Genomic DNA, 20,945 nt, shown 5'->3' on the forward strand with positions numbered 1-20,945 from the left:
ATTCCCCCTCAATAGTAAATAGAGTCCATGACAACCTCTGCATTAAATCGGTAAAGCTGTGAAGGCCGATACGAATTACGTTTTGTTTTCTTCTGCATTCCCTTTTCATCCAAGACTTTCTCCAAAAAAGGGAGTTTCGGGGCTTTTGCATAAAAAAGTGAGTCAGCGCTGATTTTTGCATCATCTCTGGCTGTCAGCAAAACCCGTTGCAGTTCAGAAAGTGTAAATTCATCCGGCAGGAATTTTTGGGCTATCGTCGTTTGCACCATTTCTTTTTTCATTAAATTCATCGCATCGTTTATAATTGTATAATGATCGAATGCAAGATCTAATTGTAAGGCTTCCTGAATCGTGAACAATTCAACCTCGGCTGCATCGTCATTCGCTTTTCTTTGATGAAGCAACTCTTCCTGGACAATTGCATAAAAAGCATTGGATATGATCCATCCCCTGGGATCGCGTCCCGGCCGGTCATAAACCCCGAAATGCTTGACATGGAATCCAGCTACACCCGTTTCTTCTTTCAATTCTCGTTTAGCTGCTTCATAGGCAGTCTCGCCAGCATTGACAAAGCCTCCGGGTAAGGCCCATTTATCTCCTTCTACATTGGGGCTTCCTTCCTTATCTTTTGTGGCACGTTTGATTAATAATAGCTTCAAAAACATTTCAGGCGGGGCTTTCTCTGCCGTTTTCTTCGTAGTAATCGTAAAGATCGCAATATCTGCTGTGTATCCATCTGGAGTAATATATTTCTTTTTTTCCTGCTGATCCATGGCAACTCTCACTTTCTTTCACTAAGTATGGGATTAAGTAATTAGTAAATCATTAATTACTAATTATAGTACTCTTCCTTGTGTGATTTAGCAACTCAAAATCAGAAAAATTTTCTAATTATTTAAAAAATCATTTATTTTCATACATGAACAAGCCCGGTCATGATGACCGGGCTTGTTCATTGAATTCTTTAAACGGGATAGACTCCATGTTTACGATCGGTAAATGTCAATTGCTTACTGCTATACGCTTCAAACCGGGTGCTCAATTCATCACGCAGGTCATTTGGCTGGATAATGCCATCAACAATCATTTCGGAGGCTAAGCGGTAGATATCGATATCTTCATTATACTCATTGCGCTTCTGTTCGATGAATGCTGGGCGCTCTTCTGGTTCCATCGCATATATTTTATTGGCATAGACTGCATTGACCGCAGCTTCTGCCCCCATGACCGCAATCAATGCCGTCGGTAAGGCAAGTACGCAGTCCGGTTCAAAAGCGGGACCGGCCATCGCGTATAGTCCAGCACCATAAGCCTTACGGACAATGACAGAGATCTTGGGAACCGTGGCTTCACTCATGGCCGAAATCATTTTCGCACCATGGCGAATGATCCCTGCCTGTTCGACCTTCGTCCCAATCATGAATCCTGGAATATCCACCAGGAACAACAGCGGTATATGGAAAGCATCACATAAATTGATGAACTTGGCTGCCTTATCAGCTGAATCATGGAACAGGACGCCGCCCTTGACACGCGGCTGATTGGCTATGATCCCTATCGTTTGTCCATTTAGCCTTGCAAGCCCAGTAATTAATTCGGGCGCAAATAGTTTCTTGATTTCACAAAACGATTGCCTGTCTATAACCCTATCGATCAGGTCATACATATTGAAGGGTGCATTCTGATTTTTAGGAATCAGTTCTTCCAATGTTTTTTCGAAATCCGCCGGCAGCTCAGGTTTTGCGCTTTTAGGCCTTTCTTGATAATTTCCTGGAAAATAGCTTAAGTACCTGCGCGCAAACGCGATCGATTCTTCTTCCGACTTGACAAGCACATCCCCGCATCCTGACACAGAACAATGCATTTTCGCCCCGCCCATTTCCTCTTCGCTCACCTTTTCGCCAATGACCATTTCTGCCATTCTCGGTGAACCTAGATACATGGATGCATTGCCATCAACCATTACGACAATATCACAAAAAGCTGGGATATATGCCCCGCCTGCGGCAGACGGACCGAACAATAAACAAATTTGCGGGACTTTTCCTGATAACTTCACTTGGTTGTAAAAGATGCGTCCTGCTCCGCGGCGTCCAGGAAACATTTCTACTTGATCCGTAATTCGTGCCCCGGCAGAATCGACTAAATAAAGAAGCGGCAACTGCAACTTTTCAGCTGTTTCCTGAATGCGAATGATTTTCTCGACTGTCCTTGCTCCCCAGGAACCAGCTTTTACAGTCGAATCATTGGCCATGACACAGACCCTCTGACCATTGATTTTTCCGATGCCTGTAACCACACCATCAGCTGGTAGACCATCACTGGCACAATTAGCAAAGAAAGCATCCTCTATTTCAACCCCTTCATCGAAAAGCAGCTCTAGCCGTTCACGAACGAAAAGCTTTCCTTTTTCAGCGTTTTTTTGATGATATTTTTCTAAGCCGCCTTTTTTAATCGTTTCAACCGTTTCGGTTAGTTTATCCGTCGTTACCATCCTTGTTCCTCCTTCAATTGAAATCATTGACCTTTAAATACCGGTTTGCGCTTTTCCTTGAATGCTGATAGACCCTCCAGTCGGTCACGGGTTTTTAAAGTTGTCTGATAGCAGTCTTTTTCAATTTGTAATCCAGTTTTCAAATTAGTCTCAGCCCCGTGATTGATCGCCGCTTTTGCAGCCCTGAGTGCCAATGGGGCATTAACCGCAATTTCCCCAGCCAATTTTTTCGCTTCCTCAAGTAAAAGTTGAGGTGAATATACATGACTGATGATTTTCAACGCATGTGCTGTTTTTGCATCCAATTTCCTTGCCGTATAAATCAGTTCTTTCGCTATTGGCATTCCGACTATCCGCGGCAGGCGCTGAGTACCGCCGGCGCCTGGGATGATGCCTAATGACGTTTCTGTCAGTCCCACCTTCGCCGTTTCCGATGCGATTCGTATGTCACAAGCGAGTGCCAATTCCAGTCCTCCGCCAAAAGCCGAACCGTTAATCGCGGCGATGACTGGAACTGGAAGGTTTTCTACAGCCGTAATCGTGTCTCCAATCAACTTGACTGTCTCCTTGACTTTATCATCATTCATACCTGCTCGTTCCTTAAGGTCCGCACCTGCACAAAACGCCTTTTCACCTGCTCCCGTTATAATGACTGTTCGTAAATTGGAATCTCTTTTCAATTCATCCAGCCCTTCGGCTAAACAATGAAGCAATTCTGTGGATAAAGCATTAGCAGCATCCGGCCGATTCAAAGTCACTAGGGCAATTCCCTTTTCCTCAGTACTTATTTCAACTAAAGATGTCATAAATTCACCTCAATTTCTCTTATTGTGCGTTATAAACAGTCATCTGATGGCTAGGCAATTGTTTTTCCAATAAGCTTTGCATCAAGGCCGCAGCCTTCATTAGTTTTTCTGGATTGATTCCCGTGTGAATTCCCATTTTATGTAGCATATGAACCAGGTCATCCGTAGCCACATTTCCGCTCGCACCTGGTGCATATGGGCATCCTCCCAAACCTCCGAGCGAAGAGTCGAAAGTGTCTACACCATAATTCAGTGATTCAAGTACATTTGCGAGCGCCATTCCCCTTGTATCATGAAAATGGAGGGCAATTCGGCTTATATCATATCTTTTTACAGCCTGTTCAAGGAACAAGGCAACCTGTCTTGGAGATGCGACCCCAATGGTATCACCCAATGAGACCTCATCGATGCCATATTCAAAAAGTTGATCACAAACACGGAAAACCTGTTCGGACGAAACCTCCCCTTCATAAGGGCAGCCGAAAACGGTAGAAATATAGCCTCTAACCGTTTTTCTGCTTTTTGCTGCTGTACCGATGACATCCTTCATTATTGGAAAGGTATCGGAAATCGATTTATTGATATTTTTAAGATTATGCGTTTCACTGGATGACATGAACACGGAAATTTCATCGATATTGGCTTCAAGGGCCGATTCCAAACCCCTTTGATTGGGTACAAGGGCCGCATAAGTGATCCCGGGATTGCGCTTTATTCCCTTAGCCACCAGGGCGGCATCACTCAATTGGGGAATCCACTTTGGATGTACGAAAGAAGTCACCTCTATATAAGATAATCCTGTATCAGAGAGCTGATCGATCCAATCCATTTTGCTTTGTGCAGGTATCATGACCTTTTCATTTTGTAGCCCGTCGCGCGGACCCACTTCCTTAATTGTTACTTTTTCAGGCCAATTCATCTTACCCCTCCGTCCCTTTATTCAATGACGGCCAAAACGTCGCCCTCATTTACGAAATCCCCCTCATTCACTTTAAGTTCTTTAATGGTGCCATCTTCCTCTGCTGCAATGGGGATTTCCATTTTCATCGATTCCAAGATAATGATATCCTGTCCGTCTGTTACACTTTGCCCCTCATTCGCTACGATCTTCCAAACGCTTCCTGCCATGCTTGCCTTTAATTCTGCCATCTTACATTCCTCCTGATCATTATGTTTTAAAAAACATGTTATACAGTCAATTTTTTAATATATTTAGCAATGAAATCCGTAGTCGTATCTCCTTGGGAAAAAGCTTCATGAGAAATTATTTCCATCAGCAAAGGAAGGTTTGTTTTAATTCCTTCTATTTTATAGCTTGCCAGCGCTTCTCTTAATCTCTTGATCGCTTTATCCCTCGAATCGCCGCTCACTACCAATTTTGCGATCATCGGATCATAAAAGTGGGATACGACGGAAGTTCCATGAACCGCCAATTCATGACGGATCCCCTCACCTTCCGGAAGTTCCATGCTGGTGATTCTTCCCGGTGCTGGATAAAAGGTTTTCGGATCTTCAGCATATATGCGCACTTCAATGGAGTGTCCATCCTGTTTAATCTCACTTTGAGTGAATTCCAATTTGTTGCCCGATGCAATTTTAATTTGCTGTTCGACTAAATCCAGTCCCGTAATTTCTTCAGTGACAGGATGCTCTACCTGGAGGCGTGTATTCATTTCCAGGAAATAAAAGTTTTTATCCGCATCAACTAAAAATTCGAGGGTGCCCGCATTGCTATAACCGATGGATTTTACCGCTTTCACTGCAGCCATTCCCATCCTGTTTCTTGTTTCTTCGTCAAGGAAAGAAGAGGGTGCCTCTTCCACGACCTTCTGGTGGCGCCTTTGAACGGAGCATTCCCTTTCCCATAAGTAAACAGCATTCCCAAAGGAATCCGCCAATACCTGAATTTCGATATGACGAGGCTTCTCAATCAATTTTTCTATGAACATATCTCCATTGCCAAAAAACAATTGGGCACGTTTTTGATTCCCTTCGTAGGCCTTGGTAAGTTCATCTTCATTAGCAACGGCCTGCATGCCGATTCCCCCGCCGCCTGCTGCTGCTTTTAACATGACTGGATAGCCAATCTTCTCGGCAACCGCTGCCGCTTCTGCACTATCAATTAACGGACGTGAAAATCCAGGCACCAATGGAAGTCCCGCTTGTTCCATCTTTTTCCGTGCCTCGACTTTATTGCCCATCTGCTGGATGATCTCTGGTTTGGGACCAATGAATATCAAGCCGGCTTCTTCGCATGAACGTGCGAAATCTGCATTTTCACTTAGAAATCCGTATCCAGGATGAATGGCCTCCACTCCCGTTTTCTTAGCTATTTCCAAAATCTTATTGACGTTTAAATAGCTTTCCTGTACTCTCGGGCCACCCAATAAATATGCCTCATCCGCCAACCCCACAAATGGCGAATCCGAATCTGCTTCTGAATGGACGGCAACCGTGCTTATTCCCAACTTCCTGCATGTACGAATAATGCGTGATGCTATTTCTCCCCTGTTTGCGATAAGAATTTTTCGAATCATTCGATATCCTCCTTATTTAGTGCGTTCCGATAGTAGGTCAAGAGTTTGTTTCCGAAGCTTAAACTTTTGGATTTTTCCGGATGCTGTCATTGGATAAGCATCGGTAAATTGAATGTAACGGGGAATTTTATGAAAAGATATTTTCCCTTTGCAATACTCAATCAATTCTTTCTCCGTAAGGGTTTCACCTGTTTTCAAAATGATCCATGCCGCGACTTCTTCCCCGTACTTCTGATCTGGAACGCCGAGTACCTGGACATCGACAATTGCAGGATGTTGATAGAGGAATTCTTCAATCTCACGGGGATAAATATTTTCCCCTCCGCGGATGATCATATCTTTCAGCCGGCCTGTAATCTTGCAATAACCCCTTTCATCCATGACCGCCAAATCGCCGGTATGAAGCCAGCCTTCCCGGTCAATCGCCTGCTCAGTGGCCTCCGGGTCATTATAATATCCCTTCATTACATGGTATCCCCTTGAACAGAGTTCCCCTTGTTTGCCCCGCTGGACTTCTTCCCCCGTAGCTGGATCGACAATTTTCACTTCCACTTTCGGCAAAGCCCTTCCCACTGAGGAGACACGAAGTTCGATCGGATCGTCCGTTCTTGTCATCGTAATTCCTGGAGACGATTCCGTTTGACCATAAGTAATCGTAATTTCTGAGATTCCCATCTTATCTACCACGCTTTTCATGACTTCGATCGGACATGTGGAGCCTGCCATGATTCCAGTCCGCAACGAACGTAAATCATACTGGTCAAAGTCATCTAGATTAAGTTCAGAGATGAACATCGTCGGAACACCATGAAGTCCCGTACATTTTTCGGCTTCCACGGTCTGAAGGACTACGCGTGGATTAAATTCCACGATGGGCACCATTGTTGCCCCTACAGAAACAGAGGCCATCGTACCAAGGGAGCAGCCGAAACAATGAAAAAACGGAACCGGGATGCAAAGCCGGTCAGCATCGGTAAGTTTCATGCATTCCGCGACATTCAATCCGTTGTTGACCAAGTTTGAATGCGTCAGCATCACACCTTTTGGAAATCCTGTCGTCCCTGATGTATATTGCATATTAATCACATCACCGGGAGCCAATTCCTCCATCCTCATGTCCAATGACCCCTCCGAAACGGATTCGCTCCCGCTCATGACTTCATCCCACGAAAACGTGCCGGGATAACGCGTTTCACCTAAAACGATGATATTTTTCAATTTTGGCAGTTTCTCAGATTGTAATTTTCCTGGTTCTGCATTTTTCAATTCAGGTACGATTTCGTACAGCGTATCTATATATGAATGATCCTTATATTGTTCCATCAGGATGATCGTCGTCGAATCCGATTGCTTGAGCAGGTATTCCAGTTCACTTGTGCGGTAATTGGTATTGACCGTAACCAGCACCCCGCCCATTTTCGCGGTGGAAAATTGGGATATAAGCCATTCCGGTTTATTTGACGCCCAAATGGCGATATGTTCCCCTTTTTTAATATCTAGTGACATGAATCCCCTGGCCGCCTTTCGGCAAATCTTTTCAAATTCGCGATAGGAATGGCGCAGGCCTAGTTCATGGTACACCACCGCTTCATTATCGCCATATTGTTCAGCTGTCCTTTCAAGCAGTTTCCCGATAGTAACATCTAGCAAATCAGACATCAAACTCCTCCTAATCAAATAAAGGTAAGAATGAACGCTTTTTGCTGTATAGATAACATCTGCTTTTCACCAAAATGAACCCAAGCATCATTGTTCATTTTACGTTCCGTAAAGATTAACAGCCTAATTGTCTGGCGATAACGATTCTTTGAATTTCGGATGTGCCTTCACCAATCTCCAATAACTTAGCATCTCTTAAATAGCGTTCCACTTCATATTCGCGCATGTAACCAGAGCCTCCGTGTATTTGAATCGCTTGATTGCTGGCCCGGAACGCGGTCTCACTTGCAAAAAGCTTGGCGTATGCCGCTTCCTTTGCAAAAGGTTTTTTATTGTCTTTTAGCCATGCAGCCTTATATACCATATTCCTCGCCAATTCAATTTCCATCGCCATGTCTGCAAGCTTGAATTGAATGGCCTGGAAATTTGATATGGTTTTTCCGAATTGAATGCGCTCTTTTGAAAAAGCTAAAGCTCTATCAAAGGCAGCCTGAGCGATACCGACGGCCAAAGCTGCAATGGAAATCCTTCCACCATCCAGTGTGAATAAGAATTGTTTGAACCCTTTGTCTGGATCTCCCAATAAATTTTTCTTAGGTACCCGGACGTTATCCAGAATGATTTCACAAGTATTGGAAGCCCGAACTCCCATTTTTTCATAATTGCTATTGATCGTAAGCCCTTGGGTATCGGTTGGCACGATGAATGCCGAGATGATATTCTTGCCCTTGGAATCTTTACCCGATACAGCAGTGACGGTGACGGTTCTTGAATAGCTGGCATTCGTTATCCATGTTTTCTCGCCATTGATCACATATTCATCACCTTCCAACACCGCAGTCGTTCTCGTACCGCCAGCATCGGAACCCGCATTAGGCTCTGTCAACCCGAAAGCTGCCAGGGTTTCACCGGTCGTGATTGGAACCAGATATTTTTGCTTCTGTTCTTCGGTTCCAAAATAGTAAATTGGACTTGCTCCGAGCGAAACGGCTGCTGCATAACTTAACCCGGTTCCGCCGCACGCCTTGCCAACCTCTTCAACTGCAATGGCATACGAAATCGTATCACCGCCCGAACCGCCATATTCTTCAGGAAACGGAATTCCAAGCAACCCAAGTTTCCCCATTTTTTTGAATACATCCTCCGCAAACATGGACTTTGCATCCAACTCTATTGCAATGGGTTTAATTTCCTTTTCGGCAAATTCCCTAACCATTTCCTTAATCATCTGCTGTTCTTTTGTAAGTGAAAAATCCATATGTTCATTCCCCTTTCAATTGAGACCGACTAGTTGGTCTGTACAAATCAAGATTATTGTTTAATCCACAATAAATTGGTTCTTCAGTAAAAATGGCTGGGCGATTTCCGCTTCTTTTTGTTTATCTGTCAATAGGGCATTCAGAATTAAATCCACGTAAATATCGCCGATTTCATCGATTGTTTTTCCACCGTCCCTCTTGTACCATTTGTAGGACCAGTTCACCATCCCCAGAATTGACATTCCGGTAATTTCCACCGGCAATTCGCTGCGGAATACTCCCTTGTCAATGCCTTCTTTGATGACGGAAAAAATGATTTCTTTATACATTTGACGCTTTTTTTTGATTGCTTCAACATAAGGTGGTTTTAAGTAAATGCTTTCTTGATAGAAAACTGAGATGTGTGGTTTATAGAGGTCAAAAACTTTAACGAATGATTGAATGATCTTTTGCATTTTTTCTGTTGGATGGGTACTTTCTGAAATGGCTTCCTGTGCTTTTATTAAAACATATGAAATAAAGTAATCATGGATGACAAATAAGAGTTCATCTTTTGAAGAGAAATGGTGATAAAAACCACCCTTGCTAGTTCCGCATGCCTTGACGATTTCGTTAACGGAGACGCCATGAAAACCATGCTGATCGAAGAGCGTCAACGATGTTTCAATTATTTTTTCTTTTAACTCCGTAAGACTGCACCCCCTTTGTATCCGCTTACATTCTATCCAGAATAAAGAGTTTGATTATGTATAAACTGGATTTATTTAGATTTTACCAAATATTTAAAAATTGTCAATTTTTAATTATAAACAAAAAACAGCCCTCTAAACCAAAGAGCTGTCAACCTACTTATTTAACCAAGTTATTCCTGGTCCATTATACATTCGATGCTGTACCATATTGCCATCACTATTTATTTCTTCCCTTGGCCGGTTTAACCTGAGCTTTTACAAGCTGCCATCCATTGTTATACTTCCATACTGATTTGATTTCCAATATCGAATCACGTTCATCGGGCCCTTTTACATTTTGGACTCCCATAAGCGCTTTTCCTTTACCAAAAACGATTTTGAAGTCAAGTGAAGAGTATGGATCAACCAAAAGCTCTGTCGGTTCATTTAGTTTTCCATTCCGATAAATGCCCAATTCATCATAAGCTTGTTTTCTGGAACTGACATCTATCACCACAGGCTTTTGACCTTCAATAATGATTTCCGCTTTGTATCCGTCAAGAAATTGTGCCGTTACTGGAACGGATGGAGGGACTTCCAGTACCTTCACTTTTCCATCCTTGAACGTATAGGCGTAACTGGTTATCAACCGCTCTCTACCTTCCATCAAAACCGTGACCAACACATCCTGGACTCTATCATTATTCAAGTCGGCAACCTTGAGATCTGGAGTATACCCAGCTCCGAGCGGGACGCTGATTGTACGGCGATTGCTTTCCACATTCAACTCAATTTCCTTCAGAAACTTGCTTCCTTCCTCATATGGCAGTCCCTGAACCTGGATGATGTCTATTTTCTGGTCACCTGTTACATCTCTTTTTGTTGATATATATGTGCCATCTACCTGAAAATTTTTATCATGCGCTTCAACCGCTTGGTAGCTCAAAAATAGTGAGATGACTAAAACCGCATATTTTAGCAGATCTAACTTTTTCATAGTGATACCCTCTCTTTTCCAAGATGATCTAATTTGACATTTGTCGCCGTTTGAACTTTCGACGCTGATCTTTCATGAAGATGGACCAGAAATAATAGAACCCTGGCACTAATATCGCAAAGCCCACGATATATGTGGCAAAAACGGCCCGGAATGAGGTCGGGTCGGTAAATCCTGAAAGAATCGTGACATTTGGATATATGATATAAGGTAAATGGGCGATACCATAAACATAACTGCCGATTAAATACTGAATGATAATCGCTATTACAGCAAGGCGAGGCATCCCTTTAACCTGCTTAGAAAAATAGGGTAAGTAGAGTGCTATCCCGCTAATGATGAAAAAAACGAGCGAGACGAATAACAATGCAGAGTTTTCCATCATTCCTTGGTAGATCCAATTCGCTTCGTTTTTTAACGTGAGCATAACCAACAGAGCCATGACTAACATAAGCGGTCCCGTTATCATCGCATCCCTGCGATATATTTTGTATGCTTTCATTTCATCAGCCTGTTTTGAGTAATCAGACAGGAGCAAAGATGATAAAAAAAGCGTGCTCATAATTCCAAACCCCACAAATGCATACTCATTCGGACTCGTGAAAAGTTTAGATAGATTCAATTCTTCATTTCCTCTCACGCCTTCGACAAATCCAAGGTGGGTGATTGGCAATACACTGATTAATAGCCCGGGTATGATCAATCCCGTCAATCCTGAAATATACGTTAACGCTTTTTCATATTTGTCTACGCTATGCGAGAAAACCAAGAAAGCACTCCTAATACATAGCAGGACCAAAATCAGGCTAGCAGGAACGATCAAGGCTACCCCAATCGGGAAAACCGCACCTGGAAACAAACTGTAAATCGCAATGACAAGACCGACCACAAAAGTATTGGTCACTTCCCAAGTTGGTGATAAATAGCTATTTGCTATCTTCGTAGCATTCGTTTCTTCCTTTTTAATGTAAGTCATCGCCCAGAAGCCAGCGCCAAAATCCATAGAGGCCATGATGGCATAAAGAAAAATAAAGCCCCAGACCAGTGTTATTGCAAGAAGAGCATTACTCATTCGCCTTCCCCCCTTTATGAATTCGAATCGAAAAGCCTTACATCTTTCTGTTCGGCCTTATATATATCATCCATCACGGAATGACGTTTGAAGTAATACAAAAGTGTAAACACGACAGAAACGCATAAAATTATATATACAATAATGAACATCGTGAATAAAAATCCAAGGTTTTCGTACGAAGTGACTGAATCCTCCGTGGACAGCATCCTGTATATCGTCCATGGCTGTCTGCCTGTACAGGCAAAAATCCAGCCGCATTCAATCGAAATCACTGAAAGTGGCCCTGCAGCAACAAACAGCCAAAGAATCCATTTCGGGTAAGTTTCCTTTTTCAGCCACTTATTCCATACCAATGCAAACAGTGCTAACGCGATTAACCCTGAACCAATGATGACCATGGCGTTGAATAATATATGGACATAAAGCGGCGGCCAATACTCTTCCGGAAAATCGTTCAAACCGGTCACGACCGTATCAAAGCTATTACCTGATAGAAAGCTTAATAACCATGGGAATTCAATCCCATATTTCACTTCCTGGGCTTCCCTATCGGTATAACCGAACAAGGTAAGTCCGGCATGGTCCTTTGTTTCAAACAGCCCTTCTGCCGCTGCCAATTTTTCCGGCTGTTCCCTATATAAATGCTGTGTAGTCGCATGACCGTTCAATGCCGTCAAAAAAGAAAAAACCAAACCCAATACAATACTGAGCCTTAGTGCTTTTTGGTGAAAATTAAATTCAGCAGTGCCATATTTATTTTTCAGCATCTTATAGGCAGCAACGGCCGCTACGACAAAAGCGCCTGTAGTATAAGCAGTCAGGGCCGTATGTCCTGCCGTCACCAAGAAACTTGGGTTGAAAAATGCCGCCCAAGGATCGACATCGACGATTTCCCCATTTTCAAACCGGAACCCTGCCGGTGTCCCCTCAAAAGCATGGACATTCGAAATCAAAACCGCTGAAGCCATTGCGCCGAATGCAACAAAGAATAAACTAACGATACGCGCCCATGGCTTGATTTTTTCAGCAGCATACACGTAGATTGACATGAAAAGCGCTTCAACCATGAATGCATAAATCTCGATTTGAAATGGAAGCGCCATGACACGTCCAATCACTTCCATGAACCCAGGCCATAATAGTGACAGCTGCACACCCGCAATCGTACCAGTCGGAATCCCGACCCCAAGTAAAACCCCTAATGTTTTGGTCCAGCGTTTAGCCATGACAACATACTGTAAATCCTTTGTCCTTTGATACATCAATTCCGCTGCCAACATCATCATCGGCAACCCGACGCCAATCGTTGCAAATATGATATGTACAGCCATATTCGTCCCGAACATCGCGCGGGCCATTTGTATATGATCCATACTGTCTTCCTTTCTAACCTTTGTCTCTTGGTAGTATCTCCTCTATAAAGGAAAATATTTAATATTATTCCACAAACTAAGTTTTCATAGAAGGTACAGAAAGACAGTATTTTAACTTAATGATTTTTTGTTGATTGTTTATTTAATATTCTAACGAGGTTATTCTTGGGATATATACATTTCGGTTTATCGCTTCTTAACCTCGCATAGATTGCATGTACGAACGGCAATTTTATTATAACTGTGCTAATATTTGTCATTTCGTTCTAGATTTCACATAGAAGCCTCCGTCAACCTTCTGACTTGCCAGAACCACCATCGATAACTTTCGCACCTTCCTCAATGCCTTTGTTGATGGGTTCTTGAATCTTGTTCCACTGTGCTTTGTAGCTACTGGGCCTAAAAATTTTTGCAGCATACATCCACTTTTGAGGGTTAAAAGTTATAGAATCCGCCCTTTCAATAGAAAGTGGTTGACGATTCTTCCAAATACTAATGCCCTCCATTAGCAGCATCTACAAGTACCACCATAATTCTTTGCTGTTTCTACAATGGATAAGATTGGGTCAATACTATCCGTTAAAGTTGTTCCATCCGTTACAACAAATTTCCTGCACATAAAAAATACACACATACCCTACAATATAGTAGTCTATGTGTGTATTGCGGACGGCATTGGCTTTTGCCCTTTTTTAGGAATTATTTTCCTATATATCAGAATAAAAGCACGGACTAGCCTATATATATTTATTTTTAATCCATAGAACTATCTTCGGCATAAAAAAACAATACAATACAATACAATACAAAAATTAACTTTATTGCAAAAATCGCTCTATGTTTCTAGCGAATGGCATTGGCACCATAACGAAGGACCTCTATAATAAAAAAACTCTACCATATCGTAGAGCCTTTTGTTCAATAACTAGTACTTTTATGAATGGAAAAAAAGAATAAACCTGACCCTGTTTAAATAAACGGAATGTTCTAAATATTCGGCGTATACCTTTACAAGACTCTTATTTATAAATCCATATTCAGGATCCTAATATACCCTTCGGACCTTCTCATCAATCACTTCCTGTGATTAATAAATCATCCTGTAACTGAATTAACACTGTTTCATTACTTACATTTTGATTTTTAGTTACTTCAATTGAAACGACATGGCCACTTACACCAGTCTCAATTTCTACTTTTTTATTGTCCGTAGTATGAACTACCATTAGTTTTTCCCATTCATATACATAAGAACCTTGACTGACAAATATGTTTTCAACTTTTCCACAACAAGGGCTATAGACAGTTTCAATAACTTTTTTCACCTTAAACACCTCTCTTTCCAAAGAAATAAAATAGAATTTCAATTATCATACTTACACCCTACCATGTAAGCAGCTAGTCGCTTATCTATTTGATAATTTTTGTGCTATTGAAGGAACCTTTTGAAAGAACCGACTATTAATTCGTAATTTTTGTGCCATTTCTTCTGTCCAATAATAGCCTGATTGTTTTGCACCCGTTCAAAATATGAACCGTGATTCCACCAGAACTAAAATATCTTTGGCTGTTCCAACAATTTGACTAATCGCACCCACATACCTCGACTTAACCGTTCTAATTCAGAAGAGGACATGTTCAGGGGGATCGAAAACGATACCGCCTTTTCCTCCAACAAAAGGAAGATCAACAACCCCACATTTTAAACTCATCCACATGAATAAAGCAGTTCCTTCTGGATGTAAACGAACTCCACCCTTTGTACGTCCAACTGTATCATTATGAGGAGAACGATAGCCGGTGAAAACTTTTACTGAACCATCACCCATTTCAACATTCGTACAGGAAGGATTCGAAGGGGTTCTTTCAGTAACTCGTACATTTCGATGCTATAATCCTAACTTTTGAATTACTTTTCTTTATAATAGACAGGGTTGACCTTAGTAAATCCAATACTTCACTTTGCTTATTGTCCGGCTTTTCAGCTTGATCGATATGGATAAGGATTGCCTCTTACCTTCTTTGCAACTCGTGTTATAAGTTATATCTTCTATATGAAAGAAAGTTAAGGATAATCTACATTTAAAAACATAGCCACATCTTTGCTTTTTTGTTTTCTCTGTTTCCGCATTCTTGCTCGATCTAATGCCGTTTCGTGTAATTTTTTTTCTTCTTCTGTCTCCGGAATAACTTTTGGAACACGTGTTGGACGTTTATGTTCATCAAGTGCAACAAATGTTAAGAGAGCAGTCGCTGCAATTCTACGTACACTGCTTTTTAAATCTTCAGCAATAATTTTTACAAATACCTCCATTGAAGATGTGCCTGTCCATGCCACATAAGATATAAAACAAACTGAATCCGTTGTACGAATGGGATGTAAAAAGTCAACTGAATCTGTTGAAGCAGTTACACATTCACTTCGACTATGACGTGCTGCAGAAATCGATGCCACTTGATCGACGTCACTCATTAATCGGCCGCCAAATAATGTATTATGATTGTTCACATCATTTGGAAATATACGACTCGTTCTTATCACTCTTGATTCTTTGCAATATTTTGCTTCCATAAACCCGTCCTCCTAAAACATGGGACCTGAAATCACCTATGTAAACTTTTAGTATATGGTAATATTATGATACAAATTTGAGCTTTTTATCCTTTAAACACTATCGGCCTACATGGCCTAGTGTTCCGAGAATGCGCAGCTTGCTTTAAAATATCATTCACCATCTGCTGTTGCTCAAGTTCTTTGTGCATCATTAAAACTTCCTCCTGTTCGAGTGAACTGTTGTCTTTCTCTTGGAAGGAATCAGACTTCTCATATTGGTGAATCCACCGGTCAAGGGAGGACGGGTCAGATCATACTCTTCACCGAGCGCTTTCTTTGATTTCCAGTTCCGTTGAAACTGCACCATTAACAATGAAAGCGACTTATTTATCAACAACGTAAATCTTGTTTCTAATGCATGCTCAAAGATAAATCGGAGAAAAAGACAAGATTTATGCCTAAATTTTTTCTATTTTAGAAAAAAGTAGATGTGCCTATTTGTTTAGTTTCCCCATTTCGAACTCTAATAGTAAAATAACTATCTATGAAAACTTCACCAATTATTATAAACTCATCAATTATTTAGAAAAGAATCCTTTAAGGGCAAAAGCGATATTTTGTGGTCTTTCTGCCAAACGACGCATAAAATAACCAAACCAGTCATTACCAAAAGGAATATACACACGCATGGTATATCCTTCTTTAGCTAAACTTAGTTGCATGTCTGTTCTAAATCCATATAACATCTGAAACTCAAATTGGTTACGTGGAATATTGTGTTTTTGGACAAATTCTTTTACTCTAGCAATGATACGATGATCATGGGACGCAATCGCCGTATAGCTGCCACTCAGCAAATGCTCTTCAATGATTCTCATATAATTTTTATCTACTTCTTCTTTCTCTTGATAAGCAACTGTAGGAGATTCTTGATAAGCTCCTTTAACTAAACGAAGGGGAATTCCTTTTAATTCTTTTACGTCCTGTTCAGCTCGATATAAATAGGATTGAATCACTGTTCCAACATTATCATATGTTTCGCGTAATTCTATCAGGATATCTAAAGTGATTTGGCAATGTGCATGATCTTCCATATCGATTCTGACAAAATTGTTGTATTTTTTTGCTGTCTCAAGGATTCGACACATATTTTGAACACAAAAATTCCGATCAATGTCCAAACCAAGTTGGGTCATTTTTACAGATAAATTACTATTTACTCCTACACTACCCATAGCTTCTAACGTTCTTACGTTATATTCCGTTGCCTCTATCGCCTCTATTCTACTTGAAACAAATTCCCCTAAATGATCCAGTGTACAAACCAAGCCTTTTTCATTTAATTCTTGAACTTTTTTAATCGCACTTTTGATAGTATCTCCTGCCACAACTTGGGAAGCCCCAAATCGAAGGCCCCATTTTTTCGCAGCTTTGTTTAACGCTTTGTTGTGGGAAGCGTGAAGAAAAAAATTTTTTGAAACTTCTGCTAACATGAATATTTCCCCCTAAATATATATCCTTGTTTTATTAAATGGGGCAACCATTTTAATTGCCCCATCTCTAATTAAAGTGTTTCGCTAGTGGTTTTCGCTTGCATGTGCAGAATCAAATAATCAGGGCCGCCTGCCTTCGAATCCGTTCCAGACATGTTGAACCCACCAAACGGATGATACCCAACGATTGCTCCTGTACAACCGCGATTAAAATATAGATTACCAACGTGGAATTCTTCTTTTGCACGTTCAATATGATCAGGATTGTTAGAAAGGAGCGCACCCGTTAAGCCGTAGTCTGTGTTATTCGCTATTTCCATCATATGATCGAAATCGCGTGCTTTACAAAAGGCTACAACAGGTCCAAAAATTTCTTCCTGCATCAGACGAGCTTTTTCATCAATATCCGCAAAGATGGTCGGTTCGATTAAGTACCCTTTGGAGTCGTCCCCTTCTCCACCAGTCATCAACTTGCCTTCTTCCTTACCTATTACGATATATTTCATGATTTTATCGTAAGAAGCCTGGCTGATTACAGGGCCCATATAGGTATTTACATCTTCAGGGCAGCCAACCGTTAAAGTCTTAGTCAATGCCACTGCCTTTTCAAGTACTTCATCATAAACATCCTGGTGTACCACTGCACGGGAACCAGCCGAACACTTTTGCCCGGAGAATCCAAAGGCGGAGTAAACAATCGAAGAGGCAGCTACATCCAAATCCGCGTCTTTATCTACGACTACAGTATCTTTTCCGCCCATTTCGGCAATCACACGCTTTATCCAAATTTGACCCGGATGCACTTTTGCCGCGCGCTCATAAATGCGGCAGCCCACTTCACGGGAACCTGTGAAGGAAACAAAGCGAGTTTTCGGATGATCAACAAGATAATCGCCTATTTCCGCGCCACCTCCTGGAATATAGTTAAGTACACCATGAGGAAGACCTGCTTCTTTCATCACTTCAACGAATTTCGCTGCGATCACTGGTGTATTATTTGATGGTTTCAGAAGAATCGTGTTTCCAGCAACAATCGCTGCAGCTGCCGTTCCGGCCATAATAGCTAATGGAAAGTTGAATGGGGAAATGATGACACCCACACCAAGTGGAATATAATTGAACTTGTTTGCTTCTCCCTCTCGACTTTTTACAGGTACTCCGTCTTTTAATTGCATCATTTGACGGGCATAGAATTCAAGGAAATCAATTGCTTCAGCCGTATCGGCATCAGCTTCTTTCCATGGCTTTCCAGCTTCTTTAACAAGATAGCCTGAAAATTCATGTTTGCGACGACGAATGATATCCGCAGCACGAAATAATATGTTAGCACGTACTTCTGGTTTTTCTTTTTTCCATGTGTTGAATGTGGACAATGCTGCTTGCATTGCTTTCTCAGCTAATTCTTTATTCGCTTTAGAAACTCGACCGATTACTTCTTCCTTATTAGCTGGATTAATCGATACAATTTGTTCATTTGTTGTAATAAATTCTTCTCCAATGACAAGTGGATAATTTTTTCCTAGCTCTGATTGTACAACTTCTAAAGCTTTTTTAAATTCACTTTTATTTTCTTCAAGCGTAAAATCTGTAAATGGTTCGTGTTTATATGTTTTAATGTCCGTATTGTTTGTTGTAATCATGTTTTTCTCTCCCTAAAAAAATAGATTGGTATAATCGATGTAAAAGTTCTTCATCTTAAGTTAATTGAATGCAATGAATAATTTTCTAATGAAAGTAGCTGCCTCGAATTTTTCAAACTGAATACTAATTCTTCTATGAATTTTTAAGAAAAAGTTTGCTAATACAATATTGCCCTCCTTTATTAACGGAAAATTTATAATACAAACAATATTCAAAAACTTGATATGAACACATTATAATTCTTTTTAGACACTTTTGTATACTGTTTTTTAACAAAACCGTCTAAAATTTTAGAATTAAACAATTTTGTTCAATTACTAAGTGATTGTATATATTTTTTCGAAAAGTAGATTATTATTCTAGCTTTTGAAGCTAATCAATACAGTATATGGATGAATTCAGCCCCCTATTAACCCGCTTCTTTTTAATCAAATGCATAGCTTATAAACCCACACAGTATGTAAGTTGTAAAAATGCCTTCAATCCAAACATCAGATTGAGCTCGGCTTTTTAATAAACCGATGATTATTTTCCAAATAACTATAAAGTAAACAAAACTGTATAGTGTGTGTTTCGTTCCGGGAAATAAATAGACAAATATGCACAAAATGTATTATCATATAATTCTTAATATTTTTTCATCTTTTATTGGTAGTCTATATGCATATTGAATTTTTTAATTCTAATAAGCAGAAGAAATAAAAGAGGAGATTTGTTAATTATTTGTTTCTTGTTTTAAGGGTTTTCACTTTCTGCTTTTTTTTGATAGATTTGAATCCCCTTAATTATTTTTGGTTTTTACGTTTTTTTAGAGAGGATGTAGGATATGAATCATCAACAACCTGAATTAAAAAAAGAGTTGAAAATTCGGCATATTACCATGATTTCTCTCGGAGGTATCATCGGTGCTGGGTTATTTGTTGGAAGTGGCCCGTTAATTAATACGGCTGGGCCAGGTTCTATTTTCTCATATGCGCTTGCAGGATTACTGGTAATTTTGGTGATGCGGATGCTTGGGGAAATGTCAACAGCAAATCCATCAAGTGGCTCTTTTTCCACTTACGCCCGAGAAGCGATCGGCCCATGGGCTGGATACACGATTGGCTGGTTATACTGGTTTTTCTGGGTAATTGCAATTGCAGTTGAAGCAATAGCAGGTGCGACAATTATTCAATATTGGTTCCCGTCTTGGCCTTCTTGGGCAGTCAGTCTTATGCTTACTTTTTTATTAACCCTAACTAACATATATTCTGTTAAATCATTTGGTGAGTTTGAGTATTGGCTTTCAATGATCAAAGTTGTCAGTATTGTTCTCTTTTTAATTCTTGGAGGGGCCATTATATTCGGTTTCATACCAGGTATAGAATCACCTGGAACCTCAAACCTTCTACATAGGGGCGGATTCCTGCCATCTGGAATAAGTTCTGTCTTTATAGGAGTTGCCCTGGTTATGTTCTCTTTCATGGGGAGTGAAATTGTGGCGACTGCAGCAGGGGAAACATCACATCCTGAAAAAGCCATGAAGATTGCTACAAATACGGTTATCTACCGTATCTTAACTTTTTATCTAGGTTCAATTTTAATAATCATAACAGTTCTTCCATGGGACTCTTCTAGTTTGATGAAAAGTCCTTTTGTTTCTGTCCTTGAACTTTTAAATATACCAGCTGCAGCTCAAATCATGAACCTCATTCTTTTGACGGCAGTACTTTCTTGTTTAAATTCCGGTATTTACACGAGCTCCCGTATGTTATTTTCGATGGCGAAAAATGGAGATGCTCCCCGAATGTTTTTAACGGTAAATAAGAAGGGGATACCAATGAATGCGATTTTAGGATGTACCGTTATTGCTTATATTAGTATTGGGTTCAATTACTTCTCTCCAGATAAAGTATTTCTGTTTTTAGTTAATGCTTCCGGAGGTGTAGCACTTCTTGTTTATCTAGTGATTGCCTTCTCTCAGTTACGTATGCGAAGAAAATACGAAAAAGAAAATCCTGGAGCACTTAAGATCAGAATGTGGTTATTTCCTTATTTAACATATGCCACGATTATTACGATCACTAGTATTTTTATCGCGATGACATTTATTGATTCCTTACGTTTACAATTCTTTTTAACACTACTTATCACTATTTTGATTGTCGGTTCTTTCTTTGTCTTAAAGAAAAATAAACCATCAGATTTATCATCAACCAACAAAGAAAAAAATGCCTCTTAATTACAAACAAAAGGCAATATGCCATAAACAATGGACTCTATTCCAATAGAACTTAGGCACGGCAGGCGCAATAAAAAAAACGAACTCACATTAGGCATTTGGTTTATCCTGTCAAGTAGATGGTCATAAAAAGACTACAGTCATCGAGATTCGATATTCAATCGG

18 protein-coding genes and 1 pseudogene are annotated in these 20,945 nt (G+C 40.5%); 1 reads left to right on the forward strand and 18 read right to left on the reverse strand.

What is annotated here, in order from left to right; translation table 11 throughout:
- Positions 1-8: 8 nt before the first annotated feature.
- The 18 genes and pseudogenes from QFZ73_RS25810 to pruA form a co-directional block, all read right to left on the reverse strand.
- Positions 9-773 carry an NUDIX domain-containing protein gene (locus QFZ73_RS25810; RefSeq protein WP_307272262.1) on the reverse strand — a complete coding sequence of 255 codons (765 nt, stop codon included), beginning with the start codon at positions 771-773 and terminating at the stop codon, positions 9-11.
- A 191-nt stretch (positions 774-964) separates the two neighbouring features.
- On the reverse strand, positions 965-2,494 hold the full coding sequence (locus tag QFZ73_RS25815) for an acyl-CoA carboxylase subunit beta (RefSeq protein WP_307272264.1): 1,530 nt from the start codon (positions 2,492-2,494) through the stop codon (positions 965-967).
- Positions 2,495-2,517: 23 nt separating this feature from the next.
- Positions 2,518-3,300, reverse strand: a complete 783-nt coding sequence (locus QFZ73_RS25820; RefSeq protein WP_307272266.1) for an enoyl-CoA hydratase — start codon at positions 3,298-3,300, stop codon at positions 2,518-2,520.
- 19 nt (positions 3,301-3,319) lie between these two features.
- A complete protein-coding gene (locus QFZ73_RS25825) occupies positions 3,320-4,219 on the reverse strand; it encodes a hydroxymethylglutaryl-CoA lyase (RefSeq protein ID WP_307272268.1) in 900 nt (299 codons plus the stop codon).
- A gap of 17 nt (positions 4,220-4,236) precedes the next feature.
- Positions 4,237-4,449 carry an acetyl-CoA carboxylase biotin carboxyl carrier protein subunit gene (locus tag QFZ73_RS25830; protein WP_307272269.1) on the reverse strand — a complete coding sequence of 71 codons (213 nt, stop codon included), beginning with the start codon at positions 4,447-4,449 and terminating at the stop codon, positions 4,237-4,239.
- Positions 4,450-4,487: 38 nt separating this feature from the next.
- Positions 4,488-5,837, reverse strand: coding sequence for an acetyl-CoA carboxylase biotin carboxylase subunit (locus tag QFZ73_RS25835; protein WP_307272271.1), 1,350 nt, complete (start codon positions 5,835-5,837; stop codon positions 4,488-4,490).
- A gap of 12 nt (positions 5,838-5,849) precedes the next feature.
- Positions 5,850-7,487: an AMP-binding protein gene (locus QFZ73_RS25840; protein ID WP_307273078.1), complete on the reverse strand. Its 1,638-nt coding sequence runs from the start codon at positions 7,485-7,487 to the stop codon at positions 5,850-5,852.
- 124 nt (positions 7,488-7,611) lie between these two features.
- Positions 7,612-8,754, reverse strand: coding sequence for an acyl-CoA dehydrogenase (locus QFZ73_RS25845; protein WP_251434447.1), 1,143 nt, complete (start codon positions 8,752-8,754; stop codon positions 7,612-7,614).
- 60 nt (positions 8,755-8,814) lie between these two features.
- Entirely contained in the window at positions 8,815-9,465 is a 651-nt protein-coding gene (locus QFZ73_RS25850; RefSeq protein WP_307273082.1) for a TetR/AcrR family transcriptional regulator, read from the reverse strand.
- Between the two features lie 199 nt (positions 9,466-9,664).
- Complete coding sequence (locus QFZ73_RS25855; protein ID WP_307272274.1) at positions 9,665-10,423, reverse strand: hypothetical protein; 759 nt, start codon at positions 10,421-10,423, stop codon at positions 9,665-9,667.
- A 28-nt stretch (positions 10,424-10,451) separates the two neighbouring features.
- Positions 10,452-11,495 carry a cytochrome d ubiquinol oxidase subunit II gene (locus QFZ73_RS25860; RefSeq protein ID WP_307272276.1) on the reverse strand — a complete coding sequence of 348 codons (1,044 nt, stop codon included), beginning with the start codon at positions 11,493-11,495 and terminating at the stop codon, positions 10,452-10,454.
- A gap of 14 nt (positions 11,496-11,509) precedes the next feature.
- Positions 11,510-12,871: a cytochrome ubiquinol oxidase subunit I gene (locus tag QFZ73_RS25865; protein WP_307272279.1), complete on the reverse strand. Its 1,362-nt coding sequence runs from the start codon at positions 12,869-12,871 to the stop codon at positions 11,510-11,512.
- Between the two features lie 290 nt (positions 12,872-13,161).
- The gene (locus QFZ73_RS25870) at positions 13,162-13,386 is read right to left on the reverse strand and encodes a hypothetical protein (RefSeq protein ID WP_307272280.1); all 225 of its coding nucleotides are present in this window, start codon (positions 13,384-13,386) and stop codon (positions 13,162-13,164) included.
- Between the two features lie 555 nt (positions 13,387-13,941).
- Positions 13,942-14,196 carry a biotin/lipoyl-containing protein gene (locus QFZ73_RS25875; protein ID WP_251434460.1) on the reverse strand — a complete coding sequence of 85 codons (255 nt, stop codon included), beginning with the start codon at positions 14,194-14,196 and terminating at the stop codon, positions 13,942-13,944.
- A 231-nt stretch (positions 14,197-14,427) separates the two neighbouring features.
- Positions 14,428-14,866: pseudogene (locus tag QFZ73_RS25880) on the reverse strand (Glu/Leu/Phe/Val dehydrogenase dimerization domain-containing protein); the annotation flags it as partial.
- A gap of 70 nt (positions 14,867-14,936) precedes the next feature.
- Positions 14,937-15,443, reverse strand: coding sequence for an acyl-CoA thioesterase (locus QFZ73_RS25885; RefSeq protein ID WP_251434463.1), 507 nt, complete (start codon positions 15,441-15,443; stop codon positions 14,937-14,939).
- Between the two features lie 560 nt (positions 15,444-16,003).
- Positions 16,004-16,918, reverse strand: coding sequence for a proline dehydrogenase (locus QFZ73_RS25890; protein WP_307272284.1), 915 nt, complete (start codon positions 16,916-16,918; stop codon positions 16,004-16,006).
- Between the two features lie 71 nt (positions 16,919-16,989).
- Positions 16,990-18,558 carry an L-glutamate gamma-semialdehyde dehydrogenase gene (pruA, locus tag QFZ73_RS25895; RefSeq protein WP_251434471.1) on the reverse strand — a complete coding sequence of 523 codons (1,569 nt, stop codon included), beginning with the start codon at positions 18,556-18,558 and terminating at the stop codon, positions 16,990-16,992.
- An 827-nt stretch (positions 18,559-19,385) separates the two neighbouring features.
- Between pruA and QFZ73_RS25900 the strand changes: the two genes are divergently transcribed.
- A complete protein-coding gene (locus QFZ73_RS25900) occupies positions 19,386-20,780 on the forward strand; it encodes an amino acid permease (protein ID WP_307272287.1) in 1,395 nt (464 codons plus the stop codon).
- The last annotated feature ends 165 nt before the right edge of the window (positions 20,781-20,945 follow it).

This window comes from Peribacillus sp. V2I11 (assembly GCF_030817135.1).
GTDB classification, from domain to species: Bacteria; Bacillota; Bacilli; order Bacillales; family DSM-1321; genus Peribacillus; species Peribacillus simplex.

What these genes read in the sequence shown, in the direction of transcription:
- QFZ73_RS25810 (WP_307272262.1), bottom strand. Translation starts at nt 773, where the DNA reads ATGGATCAGCAGGAAAAAAAGAAATATATTACTCCAGATGGATACACA.
- QFZ73_RS25815 (WP_307272264.1), bottom strand. Translation starts at nt 2,494, where the DNA reads ATGGTAACGACGGATAAACTAACCGAAACGGTTGAAACGATTAAAAAA.
- QFZ73_RS25820 (WP_307272266.1), bottom strand. Translation starts at nt 3,300, where the DNA reads ATGACATCTTTAGTTGAAATAAGTACTGAGGAAAAGGGAATTGCCCTA.
- QFZ73_RS25825 (WP_307272268.1), bottom strand. Translation starts at nt 4,219, where the DNA reads ATGAATTGGCCTGAAAAAGTAACAATTAAGGAAGTGGGTCCGCGCGAC.
- QFZ73_RS25830 (WP_307272269.1), bottom strand. Translation starts at nt 4,449, where the DNA reads ATGGCAGAATTAAAGGCAAGCATGGCAGGAAGCGTTTGGAAGATCGTA.
- QFZ73_RS25835 (WP_307272271.1), bottom strand. Translation starts at nt 5,837, where the DNA reads ATGATTCGAAAAATTCTTATCGCAAACAGGGGAGAAATAGCATCACGC.
- QFZ73_RS25845 (WP_251434447.1), bottom strand. Translation starts at nt 8,754, where the DNA reads ATGGATTTTTCACTTACAAAAGAACAGCAGATGATTAAGGAAATGGTT.
- QFZ73_RS25855 (WP_307272274.1), bottom strand. Translation starts at nt 10,423, where the DNA reads ATGAAAAAGTTAGATCTGCTAAAATATGCGGTTTTAGTCATCTCACTA.
- QFZ73_RS25860 (WP_307272276.1), bottom strand. Translation starts at nt 11,495, where the DNA reads ATGAGTAATGCTCTTCTTGCAATAACACTGGTCTGGGGCTTTATTTTT.
- QFZ73_RS25865 (WP_307272279.1), bottom strand. Translation starts at nt 12,871, where the DNA reads ATGGATCATATACAAATGGCCCGCGCGATGTTCGGGACGAATATGGCT.
- QFZ73_RS25870 (WP_307272280.1), bottom strand. Translation starts at nt 13,386, where the DNA reads ATGCTGCTAATGGAGGGCATTAGTATTTGGAAGAATCGTCAACCACTT.
- QFZ73_RS25885 (WP_251434463.1), bottom strand. Translation starts at nt 15,443, where the DNA reads ATGGAAGCAAAATATTGCAAAGAATCAAGAGTGATAAGAACGAGTCGT.
- QFZ73_RS25890 (WP_307272284.1), bottom strand. Translation starts at nt 16,918, where the DNA reads ATGTTAGCAGAAGTTTCAAAAAATTTTTTTCTTCACGCTTCCCACAAC.
- pruA (WP_251434471.1), bottom strand. Translation starts at nt 18,558, where the DNA reads ATGATTACAACAAACAATACGGACATTAAAACATATAAACACGAACCA.
- QFZ73_RS25900 (WP_307272287.1), top strand. Translation starts at nt 19,386, where the DNA reads ATGAATCATCAACAACCTGAATTAAAAAAAGAGTTGAAAATTCGGCAT.